This is a genomic window from Shewanella subflava, assembly GCF_025971955.1.
GTDB lineage: Bacteria > Pseudomonadota > Gammaproteobacteria > Enterobacterales > Shewanellaceae > Shewanella > Shewanella subflava.
Map to the genome: position 1 here is coordinate 209,413 of NZ_JAPDMX010000003.1, position 15,858 is coordinate 225,270.

The window sequence follows — 15,858 nt, forward strand, 5'->3', positions numbered from 1 at the left end:
ATTTCACACATACCCAGTAACTGTGCCCTACAGCCCACTACTGGCAAATTTGGAACAAGGTTAATCATGACCAAGCAAACGCTTACACAATTAGAACAGCACGAATTATTTTTAACACGTCATATTGGCCCGAATGCAGCTCAACAGCAAGAAATGTTGAACTTCGTTGGTGCAGAGTCGTTAGAAGATTTAACCGCACAAACCGTGCCGGGTAAAATTCGTTTACCACAGGAATTAACCATTGGTGATTCATGTGGTGAAGCTGAAGGTATCAGCTACATCCGTAACATTGCCGATAAAAATAAAGTGTTCAAAAACTATATCGGTATGGGTTACTACGGCGTACAAGTACCCAACGTTATTTTGCGTAATGTGTTTGAAAATCCAGGTTGGTACACCGCGTACACGCCTTACCAGCCAGAAATCGCGCAAGGTCGTTTAGAAGCCATTCTTAACTTCCAACAAATGTCGATGGACTTAACCGGTCTTGATTTAGCTTCAGCATCATTGCTTGATGAAGCCACTGCCGCTGCAGAAGCCATGGCACTAGCCAAGCGTGTGTCTAAAGCGAAAAAAGCCAACACTTTCTTCGTAGCCGATGATGTGTTCCCACAAACATTAGACGTGGTTAAAACCCGTGCTGAATGTTTTGGTTTTGAAGTGGTTGTTGGCCCAGCACATGAAGCCGTTAACTACGAGCTATTTGGTGCGTTGTTCCAATACACTAACCGTCACGGTCAAATTACCGATTACACCGAGCTATTTGCCACTTTACGTGAAAGCAAAGCCATCATTACCGTTGCTGCCGACATCATGTCGTTAGTGTTGCTGAAATCACCGGGCGCAATGGGCGCTGACGTGGTATTTGGTAGTGCACAACGTTTTGGCGTACCAATGGGATACGGCGGACCACATGCTGCGTTTTTCGTTGCCCGTGACGAGCACAAACGTTCAATGCCAGGTCGTATCATTGGTGTGTCAAAAGACACCCGTGGTAACCAAGCATTGCGTATGGCCATGCAAACGCGCGAGCAACATATTCGCCGCGAAAAAGCCAACTCAAACATTTGTACTGCGCAAATCTTACTTGCCAACATGGCATCGTTCTATGCCGTATTCCACGGCCCACAAGGCTTAAAAACCATTGCATCACGCATTAATCGTTTTGCTGATATCTTAGCAGCAGGTTTACAAGCTAAAGGATTAAACCTAGTTAACAGCACTTGGTTTGACACCATCAGCGTAGCGGGCGCAGACGTAGCAAGCATTAATGCTCGCGCACTTGCCGCTGGCATTAACCTGCGTATCGACGCCGACGGCGTATTTGGTATCAGCTTAGATGAAACCACAGTACGTGCTGATGTAGCAGCATTATTTGATGTAATTTTAGGCGCAGGCCATGGCTTAGACGTTGCTGCGCTGGATGCACAGGTTATTGCTAGCGGTAGCCAATCTATTCCAGCAGCACTTGTACGTCAGGATGCGGTATTAACCCATCCAACATTCAATCGCTACCAAAGCGAAACTGAAATGATGCGTTATATCAAGCGTCTAGAAAATAAAGATTTAGCATTGAACCACTCAATGATCTCATTAGGTTCGTGCACCATGAAGCTTAACGCGGCAGTCGAAATGCTACCCGTTAGCTGGCCAGAATTTGCTAACATGCACCCATTCTGTCCGCTAGACCAAGCGCAAGGCTACACTCAGTTAATTACTGAATTATCAGACTATCTTGTCAACATCACAGGTTACGATGCAGTTTGTATCCAGCCTAACTCGGGTGCACAAGGTGAATACGCAGGCTTATTAGCCATTAAAAAGTACCACGAGTCTCGTGGCGACGCGCACCGTGATATCTGTTTAATTCCACAATCGGCACACGGTACTAACCCAGCATCGGCGCAGCTTGCAGGGATGAAAGTAGTCGTAACCGCCTGTGATAAAGAAGGTAACGTTGATTTAGAAGATCTACGTGCTAAAGCTAGCGAGCTTGCTGACAGCCTATCGTGCATTATGATCACTTACCCATCTACCCATGGTGTGTATGAAGAATCTATCCGCGAAGTGTGTGAAATTGTTCACCAATACGGTGGTCAAGTGTACCTAGACGGTGCCAACATGAACGCACAGGTTGGATTAACTTCACCTGGCTTTATCGGCGCCGACGTATCGCACTTAAACCTACACAAAACCTTTGCTATTCCGCACGGCGGTGGTGGTCCAGGTATGGGCCCAATCGGTGTTAAAGCTCACCTAGCGCCATTTGTTGCGGGTCACGTTGTGGTTAAGCCTGGTCGTGAAAGCGACAACAACGGTGCCGTATCAGCAGCGCCTTACGGTAGTGCTAGCATTTTACCTATCAGCTGGATGTACATTAAGTTGTTAGGCACTAAAGGTGTGACTCAATCGACGCAAACAGCCCTGTTAAACGCTAACTACGTGATGAAAAAGCTATCTGCACATTACCCAGTATTATTTACAGGCCGTAATGACCGCGTAGCCCATGAATGTATTTTAGATTTACGCCCGCTTAAAGAAGCATCAGGCGTGACTGAAATGGACATTGCTAAGCGTCTAAACGACTATGGTTTCCACGCCCCAACCATGAGCTTCCCAGTTGCGGGTACGTTAATGATTGAGCCAACAGAATCAGAGTCAAAAGTAGAGCTAGACCGCTTCATCGAAGCAATGGTATCTATACGCGCTGAGATTGCTAAAGTGGAATCTGGCGAGTGGCCAGCCGACAACAACCCATTGCACAATGCACCACACACCATGGCCGATATTATGGACCCTGAGTTCGACTCACGCCCATATAGCCGCGAAGTGGCCGTGTTCCCAACTGCATCAGTTAAGGCCAACAAGTTCTGGCCAACGGTTAACCGTATTGATGATGTTTATGGGGATCGTAATTTGATGTGTAGTTGTGCACCATTATCTGATTACGAGTAAATAGCTACTTAACCTCAATAATACTGCATCAGCCGCTACTTTTCTCTTCTCATTGACACCAGTCAACTCCGAGGAGAAAAGCAGCGGCTTTTTTGTCTTACTTTCGGCAGTAACGCTATTTGGTTGCTTTTGCTCGATAAGTAGGTGACCCCTCTGGCTCTGGCCCCGTTTATTTAGGAGCTATTATCTGGGGGATTGAATTTGGGATTTTTAGAAGTTTTATCACAGGACTTTCTGTATTTTTAATATGGACGATGTATTGTTATTTTGAAAGCTAGCGAAACTTACCAAGTTATAAGAATGGCAGTAGTGTAAAAACCACATTATAAGAAGGATTTTCCTTGTATTTTTATAAATTTAGGTCGTTTGATACGAATGCTTTAACAGCGCTTTCTAACAATGAGCTTTGGTTTGGAAAATTAGAAAGCCAAAATGATCCTTTCGAGGGGCGATGTAGAATCGATAGGAGCTTATCTGAAGAGTTAAAGAGCTTCGCTATTCAAAGAATCACGCCTAAAGATCCTAAATCATATAATGTTTACTTTCAGTTAACAGGTGTTCATTATCCAGATAAGTTGTCAAATATTGAGCTGTTAGAGCGAGGCTGCTTTCAAATGGCCAGCGAAATGATTGGGAATTTGAACTCTATTAGCCGAATTTGTAGCTTTTCATATTATGACTCAAGCTCTAAAAACAACGTTTTAATTGATAATCGGATGTGGGGGCATTACGCTAATGGGTTAAGGGGGTTTTGTTTGGTTTTTGACCAGAAGGTACTACAAGAGGCAATATTCGAATCAACAGAAAAAAAAGCCGTTGGATTCAAAGTGCGATACCAGAATGAACCCGATGAGTTGAGAGTGTCGGATATTTTCTCTGTCAATGATAGGCTTGAATTGATTCAAAATAAGACTCTCAGTGGTTATCAGATTGTAGCTACAGCAGCATCAACCAAGTCTGAGCATTGGAAGCATGAACAAGAGGTTCGCTTCATATCATTTTCCGATAAAGCTTTGATAAAATACCCTCATCATGCTTTGATAAAGATTGTTATTGGTGACAAGATGCCAAACGCTCAAGTAAACCTTCTTAAAGACATCATGCAATCCAAATACCCTCATGCAAGCATAGAAAAGATGATGATGAGACAAAACAGCTATGAGCTTAAACAAGTTGCTTGGAACTGATCTTGTATAAACGGAGTAAACAACTTATTTTTGAAAAACGAGGTTATTGTCTAGTTAATTCTTACAAATAACAAAAACAGTTATATAGCTTGAGTTTGAGGGAGGATCAAAAGGTACTTAGTTAAGATTCACAATGACTGTCTCTGTTTTCTATCGCCCTTGTTTATCAAATGCACTCCCTAAGGGTTCAAAATAAGCCATGATAGCTTGGTAAATGGCGGCGCAATGGGTTGCGTCAGGGTAAGCGCCCAATTTTGCTAAGGGGGAATTAATGGTGCTGTTAACCAGATATGGGTTGGCGATAGCGGCATGTGTTTGTGAGTGCATTTCAATACTGGCTTCAAAGGCGCGGGCCATCATTTCAGTGGGTTTGGCAAAGTATAAACTTTGTTGCTGTTTATCAAGTGCAATAGCGCGGCGCACATAATCACTGGGGTGTTGGCTATTGTTGCTTAGTAAAGTTACCTCAAACAACTTCGACAATTGCTGATTAAGTGGATGGTTGATGAGCTGTTTATCGGCTAACCAATGGTCACTGGCGCAGGCATAAGGGTTAAGGTGATAGGGATCGAGTAGGCTGTCGTTGTGATACATTTTGTCGGCAATGTAATGGTCAAACGCATGCCAAAACTCATGGGCTAGTGCGCCAGCGCCTGCATTTTTGGCTAACGCTAATTCACGGTAGGCTGGTGAGTAATGTGCCTGTACGCCTTTTTGCCCGCCATGACCAAACGCAAAGCGTAAGCTACCACGAAGACCAATTAATTCTGGTGGTACACGTAAAATATTGGCTAAGTCTGCCAATGCATCAAATATTAAGTTAGCCGCTAAGGCTGATTCGGTGCGATTAACCCATTTACCAACGCGTATATGCTGTAGGCCAAAGGTGTGTTTAATATCTAAAAAGCTCACTGACTCACCTTGACGGTAATCAGGGCCGATACGTTCAAAATGACGCTGGTGATGCAATAATGAATGCCGTGTAGCCAAATGTACCTCTTGATAAAACCAAAAACTGAAGATGGATAAGTACAGCATATACGTGTTAATGGATCAGTTAGCACAAATTTAACCTAAAGGGTGGGCGGTATCCGCTTCGGCTTATTGCCAGAGACGCCCCCAACGTTCTCTGATAATCCTAAGCGGTGAACTTGGGTATATAAAGGCTTTACTGCTGAATGGGTCAAAGTGTTAGCGGTTTTATAGTGAGACCTATGAATCACTACTGTTACTTGTTACTCGCTATTCATTTTTATTTTGACTAATCTTTAATCATCGTTAGGTATAAGGAGTAATACCATGAAAGTGTGCGATATCATGACCCCAAATCCAGTGTGCATAAGTGATGAGGCCAGTTTGAAGGATGCCCATCAATTGATGCAAAGTCGAAATGTGCGCCATTTACCCGTGATTTCAGAAACAACCGGAGAGTTTATCGGTTTATTGACCCATAAAAAAATGATTGCCAGCGTATTAACTATGTTGAATAAATATGGTCAAGGGGCATTAGATAGAAAAGAGCGCTATAAACCTATTCGAGATGTGATGGAAACCCAGGCAGAAAAGTTAGGCTTAGATGAACCGCTGACTGTGGTGGTGCAATATTTTATTGATAATAAGCTGGGTTGCTTACCTGTGGTTGATGCGCAAAACAAAGTACTTGGTATTGTGACATCGTCTGATTTTGTCAAACTGTGTCAGCGCTTGTTGCTTTTGCAAAAATAACTTTTAAAGGTTGATAGACGTTAGGCATTTCAGCTGATCCACAACAAAAAGCCCGAAGTGATCACTTCGGGCTTTTGGTTTATCTTGCGATTGCGTTAACCGATTACAGGGTGTAACGAATACCGATAGCTACGCCGTCTTCTTCTGACATCGACATTCTTGCTTCTTGTGCTTTATCTGCACTGGTAAAGTCGCTGAAGTCTTTACGGCCTTCAACATACAATACGGTATTGGTGTCCCATACATAGTGTAAGCCTACTACCACAAACTGACGCTTGAATACGTCGTTAGGGTCAGCATTAAAGTTAGGTTGAATAACATAGTCATCACCTGCATCTAAAATGTTGTATGACACAAATGGACGTAAACCGTTGTCAAACTTGTACGAAACTAAGGTTTCAACACCATAAGCATCTTTGATTAAGCGGCCTAGGTTATCAGTATCATGGTTTTCTTGTTTATTGAAGTTAGCGGCGGCATATAGACCATTATTATCCCAGTTGCCCCAGGTAATACCAGCACCGTAAATTAAGTCGATGGCGGTAGTTTGTTCGCCATTACCAAACTGCACCTCAAATTCACCACGGTTAACACCCGCAGTTAATGACAACATGTCAGTGACTTGATAAGTAATCGAACCGCCATAGGTGTAGTCGAAGTCAACTTTTTGAGCTTCTTTTGCACCGCCAACAAACTCTTGTTCACAGTCTGCTTGGCTTATTTCTTCGGTTGTATCACAAGTATAGAAGCTGCTGTTTTTAAGCTGAGTTTGAATCGCGAAGCTGACATCACCAAAGCTGTTACGGTATTGAACGGTTTTGTCACCACGACCCACGCCGTTTACGGCACCATCATCTTTGTTATAGGTATATACGCCAGCGGCATTACCATCCCAAACAAAGCCGTAGTTGGTGTTATAAACCACATCGTACCAAGCGCCCCATTGCTTACCAATAGTTAATGAGCCATAGGTATCATGTTCAAGTCCAACGTAACCTAAACGGTTGTAAAAAAACTCATCTTGAACAGACTCAAAGCGGTTGTTATAAACGATATCGCTGTTACCGACAGGGTTGACACCCCACTCTAATTTAGTAAACGCTTTCCAGCCATTGGTAAGCTCACGATTAAAACCAAAGTTAATACGTGAAGCACCATTGACGACTTCTGTTTCACCTTGAGTATTAATGATACGAGCATCAACAAAACCGCCAATTTCTACCGCATTTTTATCATCTTTATAAATTTCAATTGCCGATACTGTAGGGGCAATAAAAAGTGCTGAAAGCGCGGTAGCTATGAGTGTCTTTTTCATGTGGTATAAACCTTATTTGTTTGAGTCTGTAAGCTGCATTTCTTTGTTTTATGCCTACTTGAGTTGCATCTGAGATTAGCAAAAGATTATCAATCTCTCAAAGATAAAAGACACTATAACAGCTGATTAACATCAAATTTTCTAACTCTTTAACCGATGATGTACAGAATTAAATGCTAAAAACATACGACTAAAACAGATAATGAACAATTGACACATTGTGGTAACATGGTTTTGGCTGTTTGGGCGTTAATACAGATAAGTGACGTGGAGTAAAAATGATAATAGCTTGCCCCCATTGCGATACGTTAAATCGTGTCCCGCAAGAACGACTTGAGCAACAACCCACTTGCGGTAAATGTAAACAACGTCTTTTTATTGGCGAACCCATTGATCTTACCGCGGTAAATTTCATCTATCATGCTAATAAATCAGAGCTGCCACTGGTAGTCGATTTTTGGGCTAGCTGGTGTGGGCCGTGTAAAAGCTTTGCCCCTGTATTTAGTCAGGCCGCTGCAAAGTGGGAACCTAGATTCCGTTTCGGTAAGCTTAATACAGAAGATCAACAAGCATTAGCGGCGCAATTTAATATCCGTTCTATCCCAACCGTAATGGTATTAAAGCAAGGCAAAATAATTGCACAGCAATCGGGCGCTATGCCTGCCTCATCCTTTAACCAATGGCTTGAATCGTTGAAATAGGGTTTTATATAGAACAGGCTTTAATGTGACAGGCCAGTTTGATCGAATAAAAACGCAATAATGGATCGCGTTTATAACGAACACTGCTCATTTAAATCATTAAGTGAGCACACTATTTCAACGAAGCTACGATTTCACGGAAAAATGCGATGGTTTCGTGTTTTGAAATTAACCCATCTTGAAAGCCTAAATCGGCACTGTTTTTCACAATCACGATATTGTGTTGTTGATTGATGTAAATATATTGTCCGTATACCCCAACACAAAAAAACTCTCCTGCTTCAGCTGCGGGTGGTAACCAGATTTGATAGCCATAGCCCAGTTTGTCAGCCTGGGGTTGCAGGTAATCCGCTTGTGGGGTAGTGGCGGCTTTTATCCACTGTGCGGAGACAATTTGTTGGCCATTGTAGGCACCGTTATTTAGCAATAAACGGCCAAAACGCGCATAGTCGCGGGTGGTCATGTTCAATCCACCTAATGCGAAAGCCACACCTTGTGAGTCGGTAAGCCAATAAGCATAGTCCTCCATGCCTAACTGTCCCCAGAGGTTTTGTTGTAACAGCTCGATTAATGACTTACCAGACACGCGCCTGACTATCATGCCAATCACATGGGTATCCATACTGACATAATGAAACGTTTTGCCTGGTGCTGACTCGTTGACCAGCTCGCTGGCCATCTGATCTAACGAGCCACCAATAGCTAAAATACGTCCCATTTTATTGATATCAGAATAAAAATCTTGATAGTCTTCATTCCACTTCACGCCCGATGACATTTGCAAAACGTGCTTTACTTTGACATTGGCATAACCCGAGTGAGCAAGTTCTGGCAGATAAAAATCGACGGTTTGTTCAATATCAATTTTGCCAGCGTCAACCTGCATACCAAATAATACCGACACGAAGGATTTCGCCATCGACCAAGATATGCGTTTGTCATCACTATGGGTGCCTAAAAAGTATTGTTCGTAGCTAATGTTGTCGTCTTTTAGCACTAACAAAGCTGTGGTGGCGCGGCGGGTTAAAAAGGATTCGGTATTGGTCGATTTATTACGGTAAGTGAATGACTCAGGTAATGGCTTTAAGTTGCTGTTAAATACATAAGGTGTGCCTTGTTGGGCAATTTTTTGGTTAAAAAAGAGCGTTTTCATATGGGAGAAGTTGTTTACGATCACCCCTTCATCAAATAAGGTGACGACGCTGTATAAGCGGTTAACGGTTTGCCAGTTAAATCCAACGATCAAGGAAACAATGATAACTATGCCCAAAGCTACCGCTTTGATGTGCTTAAACCGAATCGACATCTCGATTATCCAAAGGAAAAATTAACGTAGATTAAGTAACCTAGCGTTATCGTTACGATAAATCAATTGATTGATATATTTGTGAGCAACAAGATTATTTCTCCGACAACAGCGCAAGGCGGATAATCGATTCAATGGTGGGATCTTGCTCAGCAGCAAATTCCACACCAAACTCAACGCCTTGTTGAAATGGTTTCAGATTACACACTTTACACGATAGGGTGAGGGTAGGTTCGTCTGCATCGTTGTCACAGAATTTGGCGGTGACAAGGGTGTCTTCGGTAATGCTATCGGCACCACCTTTGGCAATATTAATGTGACACCCTGATAGTGACACATCGGTCATTACTGCCTCATACTCTTGACCATTGGTGCTGACGGTACAGGCTAACTCAGTCAGTACTCGCTTAGTGGAGCGTAAGTTATGGATCACCATAGTGTCGGGGAAATTTAACACTAGTATTTTGGTTGGGGTGCTTAAGGTTTGTTTTAAGGTGGTTTGAAACGCGATGACCGAGGCTTCGTGCCCTTCAACTAACCCCCGGACGGTAATGGGGACATTTTTAACTATATATTGTTCGTGTTTGCCAAGTTTGGTGGATTCAGGAGATTGAATCAGAATGAATTGCTGTGGCAGATAACCAATAAAGGTGGTTCTAAAGCGCCCAAGTTCACCGGTAGGAGTAGAAATATCAATATTGACCGGCGTACCAGCTAATAAAAACTTAAATGCGCTAGTGTGATTGTTATTTTTGATGCTGACTTTTTTGGTTGCCATACTTTATCCATTTGCTGCTGACACGTTTAGAGTATTCACTTAATACTTTGTAATCATTACAAATAACGACCTATACTTGCTTGTGAAAACATTAGATAACCGTGTAATGTTTTTCGATTATAGAATAACAATTTACCGCTAAACTCCGCCTTATTATTTTGCTTTTTCTGTACTATTGAAGATCACTTGTTGTCTGTGAGTGTTATTTATCCTAGTAGATAATAGTATGACTTTACTGAATTAAGGTGTTGTGTGATTAAATCCGTTTAAAATCTTTATCTAACATGTTGCTCAGTAGCATTTTTCCCTCAGGGGTGACCCTAAACTCACCATATTTCGCCTTGGCAAACGCTTCAGCTCGCCCCTCTTCAAAGAAAAAGGCATTACTGGCTAGTTTCACGCTGCCGTTTCGCATTCGATATTGGATTATGTGTTGGTTGGGCAGCAGGGGTTGACCTTGGTAGAGGTTGTCAAATTGGGCGAGATTGTGTTGGTTTAAGGTTACAACAAACAAACCGTCATGGTTTTCTAATCCATTTTCTAATTGAGTTGCTTGGCTAATTTTGCTGGCTATTTGGTAGTTGAGCGCCATGTAGTCTCCTTGCATTAACGAGCGAGGGTCAACAGGTGCCAGTTCAAATACCACTAAGTTGCCAGTAACCAGTTGTTGCTCTTGCTGGTAAATATTCAGGTTTACCAGCGCCAAAATGATTAGAGCACTCGCTATCACACCAAGCCTGCTTTTACTGAATGTCATGGCGTTGCTCCTGTTTGTTACTCGTTTTGTCGACCTTGCTAGCGAGTGCCCAGCGGATCAGCAATAGCATCACTCCACTGGCCATTAACCAGAGTGATTTGTCGAATAAACTCATATGCAACGAATAGTAATATAGGCCAATAAAACTCACTAATGCACCAATGGCAAGGGCAGTGAGTTTGAATTCATTGTAAAAATACCCCAGTAGCAGCATCAGTACCGCAGTGCTGATCCCCGCCATAGGGATAGATAACAAACTGATTAATATTGCGCTTAATATGGCGATAGATTTCACGCGGCGCAGTGGTGTTGTATTTGTTGATTCAAGTGGTTGCATGCTTAACTGATTAAATACTTTGTGGATGAGCCACAATGCCGATAACAACACCATCACCACAGCAAGGTAGTGACTAAAGCGAGCGTCAAATGCCATTATTACTTGGGGGAGATCCATCCAGCGCCCCATGTCGGATAAGACAAAATGGGCAAACAGTACGTTAAGGCCAAGGGCGTAGCCTAACATCCGTAGACGTTGGTAACTTTGTGGCCATTGATAAAGCCGCGACCACACCAGCATTAAACAGACAATTAACAGTGGCAGAATAAGCAAACTAAGTTGGTGCATTGCCAGTATGGTGAGCAAGCTAGGCACCATCGCGATAGCAGCAATAAATTGGTTAGCTTTGTGTGGAATAAGCCACCAATGAACAGCAAAAAGCATCGCGTACAGTAAGGCTATAATGCCATCATCTAGGTGTTTTAGGGTGTCGTGGATCCCCCAAAGCATCATCAACTGGCCTGAAATGCTTAAAGCAAATACCATTTGCAGCACAAATTCTTGGCGATTTTCACCGACTCGATAATAGATTAAACAGCCAAGTGTCATGATTATCCCTATTACTAATATCGATTGTTCCATGTCAGTGACAGACGCGATACTCGCTAAAACAAATGCCAACAGGAATAATGCCGCAACCCACCCGCCAATGATTTGGGCGCCAATGATATACCAAGGGCTTGATAGCTCAGTCGCCGGTAAGGTGTTGTTGTCAACCAGCCCTTGGTTAAATAATAAGGTCCACAATTGCGTTTGTGCTTCCTGCGCAGAACTTTTATCAGGGTTGTTTATGGCGTTATTCATCACAGGCTTCCCCATCACTGAGAGAGGATTGTGCTGCAAACTCTTGTTGAATGCGCTTCAACCAATATAAACAGCCGCTGGTAAGACCGACAACTAGCAACGCTATTAGCAAAAAGATCCCGATGGGATCATGACTTTCAAATAAGCCCCTTGAAAATATCGATACTATGGTGGCGCAGAGGCTGGTTAATACTAAGGTGAGTGGGTAAAGCGCAGGTGAGCGGTAACGATACCAGCCAAATATAGCTGCCATGATGGTTAAATACAGTAAGGCGTAGTCACTAGAGTCGACGGTGGCATCAACATCAAACACCACCCAAATCATCAGCCAAGTTAAGCTAACCATACTGACCAATAAGCTGGTGGCTTCTACTGCAGGGCACTGAAAACGTGATTGAGCCGCCCAAGTTAATCGGCGGGCGAGGTTAAATAGCAGATGAATAGATAAATTCACTAAACTAAACAATGCCATTATTTGAATAAGTGCTAGTTTTACCCCCCAAATAGAGGCAAATGAATCAAAGTAAATACCTAAACTGACATTCACTAACACCAGCACAAGCAACCACAAGAGATCGAATCCTGCGATAACAGCAAAAGGCAGAATGAACACCGCCCACAGCGCAAACAATTGCCAGGGATCGGCTCCTGTTTGATAGGTTTGCCCGACCAATGCTAACAGTGCGCCGACCATAATACTGGCCCCCAATAGCATGGCATTGGGTAAGTTCCAATGGTGATTAAAGGCAACAAACTTGTTTGGATTTGAGGCATCTGATGCGCGATGAGTAAGATAATACCCGCCAATAAACGCCATCAACAGACCTTCTACAATCGCAAATTTTGTCAGGTTGGCTAATGCATCCCAATTGAATGCCATGAAAAATATCACCCCTGCGCTGAGCAATAACATGCCAAGAAACAACACTAAATTAGCAATCAGTTGCAGCCAATTGTGCTCACTGGGATAAGGGTAGGCAGCCAGCATTGCTGCGTTAAGGTTATTGGCGACGATTTTACCCGCAGTAAACCATTGCCATATGTTTGAACGTTTGCTGATTATCATTCCTGCTCCTTGGATTTATGCTGCGGATACTTAGGACAGCTTCACAATGTGCGGATGACGGTCTGTGGCCCATTCATGGTAGATATCGCCTAAATATTGTGCCAATTCATTTTCATCTAATGAGGGTGGGAGCACCACATCTTTTACTGGACGTCGTAAGCCCAAACCAGAGTCGATACTGAGTTGCCATTGGTCCTGATGTTGTATTGCTATCATTGTTGTGCCAAATACATCAAATTTAGCCATGCAATTCTCCTTAGTGAACAAGGGCATAATGAAAAACAATTGTCAGGATAGCAATGATATTCATCAAAAAGTATTGCTGTTTAAGCGGGATGAACTGAATTATGGAATAAACGAATAAATTTATGGCATAAAAAAAGCCAGTTTCCTGGCTTTTTAAATTAAAAATGGCGCTGGCCTTATGGATTACGCCAGAGTCACCTTAGAAAGTGATTGATTTTTCAGCGCTACAAGTTGTAGTGCCTGCTTCACATACTTTGTAACTGTAGTTAAGGGTTGACTTAGTATTTAATGCATCGGTGTAAGCGCCATCATTCGCTGTAGTGGTTAATTTGCTACCATTACGGAACACATCTACATTGTTACCGGATAACCCGCTAAAGGTTAAATCGATAAACTTAGCGCCTCGACTCTTCACACCGTTCAAGCTTAAAGTAATGTCTCCGCCAGTTGGTGGTGGCGTTACGCCGCCTTCACAACCATTAGTTGTTAAATATGCATGTGCAGCAGCCGCTTTAACAATACCGTATCCAAAGTAATCGTCTTTTCCTGTTGCACCCGCATCTTGAGCCGTTGCTTTTAGGGCATTACGAATTTCAGTACCAGTACATTCATTGTGTTGTGACCACACCAATGCCGCAATACCAGAAACAGCAGGCGTAGCCATTGATGTACCACTCATAAAGCCAAAGTCAGATGTACCTATGTTTATGGCCATAGTCGAGGCGGCAAGTAATGTTGCTCTGTCTTCAAATGCTGCGCCAACGGCAGGAATTGAAGTTGCGTTAGCATCGCCTAGTGTGCCGTAAAGCATGCCAGGTTCATTGTTAATGATAACCGCACCAACACCGCCTGACGCTTCACAGTTTGCGACTTTATCGTGGAAAGAGATAGCACCGCGATCGATTACACAAATATTACCATTTGCGCCGCTGTCTACCGCTTCAGCGGTGCCCATGTAGTAAGTTGAGCCAGATGCATTACCTGAGTTTTCCATTGAAGAAGAAACAATGAACGCATTATCTGCTGTTAATGATGATGCCGTGGCCATACCCGCTGGGTAGGTCGAAAGGGTGTCTACACCACCCGCTGTCACTTCAACACAAATGGTCTCATCTGTGGTGACACGACGGCCTTTACCAGAAGAACAAGATGGAAATTGAGAAAAGTCAGCAATGTTATTGTTAGCATCATTAGCACCAATCATCATGACAGATGGGTAACCAGCAGGGTAAGAACGGACATTATTACCATCGTTACCTGCAGCCGCCACGACTAAACCGCCCGCGTCAGTAAAGGCTTTGAACGCATTTGATTCTGTTGAGTTTGAACCACCACCACCTAAGCTCATGCTGATGATGTTGGCTCCAGCATTACTACATAGGTTTGCCGCATGGGCTAGATCAGATGAATAACCCCAGCCAGCTTCGTTGAACACTTTAATAATGTGTAAATCAACACCTGGTGCCATACCCACAACACCAAATCCGTTATCTGCAGCTGCAATGGTTCCTGCTACGTGAGTACCATGTGGGCCACCATTAACATCCCAGCTACCAGTTCCAGAGTCGTTATCCCCGGTGATGTTGTTCCATTGAAAATCATTATTGCTACGGTCTAGACCAGAATCAATAACACACACTTTGATCCCCGCATTAGGGTTAAATGTCACTTGGTTGGCTTGTGATTGATACACAGCATATGGCGTGATTTGTTGTGTCATTGGGTTGCCACTGTCATCAGCATACACCGACATTAAATGACGTGGTTGGTCTAATTCAACCAGTTTGACGTGAGGATTATTTAATAGTCCTTTTACTTGTGCTAAGTCTTTACCGCTAAAGGTTGCTGCGATAAAACCATCGCCATCAACGTGAATTTGCGCACCTAATTGTTTTGCTAGCGCCTTAACTACGCCTTTTTTTTGTTGGTCGACTTGAATGACATAACGATCATCCGCTGCTTGTGATGAGGCGCTAGCGCCGACAGTTAGGGCTAGCATTGCACTTGAAAGTAAAGATAATTTCATAATTTTTCTCTTTTTTAATTATTGTTCTTACCACCAACTACATCAGCTTGTCTTTGCAAGCTTTGATAGCATTTTTATATAAGGTCATGTGTACTACCGAATAAAATGTAACACAATGTATCAGCCTTAACAATTTGTTAACTTGTGGTGTTGTAAAATACTGAAAATGTCATTTTGCAAAAAAATACACTGTGAACGGGTGTGTATTATTTTTTGTTGTTGTTTTTATTTAGTTTTTTAGGCTTTAATTGGATGGTTAGGTTTTAGCTGACAGACACTAATCTGATAATTGCTGCTTACTAGATGTTGGTGTTTTGTTAACTTTCTGAGGTGGTTATACGCGGTTTTGGTATTTCATCCCACTGGGAATAATATGCCAACCCATTTCGACATTAGCACTGTCACTATAGCGAGTTTAATTCTGTTAGGCGGTTCTAATGAGGCTGATGCATCAGCTGAAGGAATCAGCAAGGCAGCTCAAGATGTAATATGTTTAGTCAGCAACTTAGCATTTAGTGCTGAAATGGCTGTTGCCTGTGAGTTACTCAATAGGTTCGCCTATAGAGCCACGTCATTACTGAAGATAAGTGTCATATTACTCTGTGGTCATAATGATGCTTTTGCCCCATGATAAATGGTTGTTTGACATCATGAT

General features: G+C 42.8%; 14 protein-coding genes. 5 read left to right on the forward strand and 9 right to left on the reverse strand.

Going from position 1 to position 15,858, the window contains the following annotated elements; translation table 11 throughout:
- Positions 1-66: 66 nt before the first annotated feature.
- Positions 67-2,955: an aminomethyl-transferring glycine dehydrogenase gene (gene gcvP, locus OHT75_RS03120; protein ID WP_264724980.1), complete on the forward strand. Its 2,889-nt coding sequence runs from the start codon at positions 67-69 to the stop codon at positions 2,953-2,955.
- A 341-nt stretch (positions 2,956-3,296) separates the two neighbouring features.
- Complete coding sequence (locus OHT75_RS03125) at positions 3,297-4,142, forward strand: DUF2971 domain-containing protein (RefSeq protein WP_264724981.1); 846 nt, start codon at positions 3,297-3,299, stop codon at positions 4,140-4,142.
- A gap of 150 nt (positions 4,143-4,292) precedes the next feature.
- Here the strand turns inward: OHT75_RS03125 and OHT75_RS03130 are convergent, their stop codons facing one another.
- Positions 4,293-5,132, reverse strand: a complete 840-nt coding sequence (locus tag OHT75_RS03130; RefSeq protein WP_406681953.1) for a CLCA_X family protein — start codon at positions 5,130-5,132, stop codon at positions 4,293-4,295.
- A 309-nt stretch (positions 5,133-5,441) separates the two neighbouring features.
- On the opposite strand from OHT75_RS03130, the gene OHT75_RS03135 reads away from it, so the two are divergent.
- The gene (locus OHT75_RS03135; RefSeq protein WP_264724982.1) at positions 5,442-5,867 is read left to right on the forward strand and encodes a CBS domain-containing protein; all 426 of its coding nucleotides are present in this window, start codon (positions 5,442-5,444) and stop codon (positions 5,865-5,867) included.
- A 103-nt stretch (positions 5,868-5,970) separates the two neighbouring features.
- Here OHT75_RS03135 and OHT75_RS03140 read toward each other — a convergent pair whose 3' ends face one another.
- Positions 5,971-7,182, reverse strand: coding sequence for a porin (locus OHT75_RS03140; protein ID WP_264724983.1), 1,212 nt, complete (start codon positions 7,180-7,182; stop codon positions 5,971-5,973).
- Between the two features lie 278 nt (positions 7,183-7,460).
- Here OHT75_RS03140 and trxC point away from each other — a divergent pair, with 278 nt between their 5' ends.
- The gene (trxC, locus tag OHT75_RS03145) at positions 7,461-7,883 is read left to right on the forward strand and encodes a thioredoxin TrxC (RefSeq protein WP_264724984.1); all 423 of its coding nucleotides are present in this window, start codon (positions 7,461-7,463) and stop codon (positions 7,881-7,883) included.
- Between the two features lie 112 nt (positions 7,884-7,995).
- Here trxC and OHT75_RS03150 read toward each other — a convergent pair whose 3' ends face one another.
- From OHT75_RS03150 to OHT75_RS03180, 7 genes are all read right to left on the reverse strand, one after another.
- Positions 7,996-9,189 carry a serine hydrolase domain-containing protein gene (locus tag OHT75_RS03150; protein WP_264724985.1) on the reverse strand — a complete coding sequence of 398 codons (1,194 nt, stop codon included), beginning with the start codon at positions 9,187-9,189 and terminating at the stop codon, positions 7,996-7,998.
- 94 nt (positions 9,190-9,283) lie between these two features.
- Positions 9,284-9,967 carry a PilZ domain-containing protein gene (locus OHT75_RS03155; protein WP_264724987.1) on the reverse strand — a complete coding sequence of 228 codons (684 nt, stop codon included), beginning with the start codon at positions 9,965-9,967 and terminating at the stop codon, positions 9,284-9,286.
- A gap of 256 nt (positions 9,968-10,223) precedes the next feature.
- Positions 10,224-10,724, reverse strand: a complete 501-nt coding sequence (locus OHT75_RS03160) for a GDYXXLXY domain-containing protein (protein ID WP_264724988.1) — start codon at positions 10,722-10,724, stop codon at positions 10,224-10,226.
- A complete protein-coding gene (locus OHT75_RS03165) occupies positions 10,711-11,865 on the reverse strand; it encodes a DUF4401 domain-containing protein (protein ID WP_264724989.1) in 1,155 nt (384 codons plus the stop codon). The genes OHT75_RS03160 and OHT75_RS03165 overlap by 14 nt, the downstream gene beginning before the upstream one ends.
- The gene (locus OHT75_RS03170; RefSeq protein WP_264724990.1) at positions 11,858-12,931 is read right to left on the reverse strand and encodes a DUF2157 domain-containing protein; all 1,074 of its coding nucleotides are present in this window, start codon (positions 12,929-12,931) and stop codon (positions 11,858-11,860) included. Before OHT75_RS03170 ends, OHT75_RS03165 begins: the two co-directional genes overlap by 8 nt.
- Positions 12,932-12,961: 30 nt before the next feature.
- Entirely contained in the window at positions 12,962-13,177 is a 216-nt protein-coding gene (locus OHT75_RS03175) for a DUF7661 family protein (protein ID WP_264724991.1), read from the reverse strand.
- 199 nt (positions 13,178-13,376) lie between these two features.
- Positions 13,377-15,203, reverse strand: coding sequence for a S8 family serine peptidase (locus OHT75_RS03180; RefSeq protein WP_264724992.1), 1,827 nt, complete (start codon positions 15,201-15,203; stop codon positions 13,377-13,379).
- 373 nt (positions 15,204-15,576) lie between these two features.
- Here OHT75_RS03180 and OHT75_RS03185 point away from each other — a divergent pair, with 373 nt between their 5' ends.
- Positions 15,577-15,834 carry a hypothetical protein gene (locus tag OHT75_RS03185; protein ID WP_264724993.1) on the forward strand — a complete coding sequence of 86 codons (258 nt, stop codon included), beginning with the start codon at positions 15,577-15,579 and terminating at the stop codon, positions 15,832-15,834.
- Positions 15,835-15,858 lie beyond the last annotated feature (24 nt).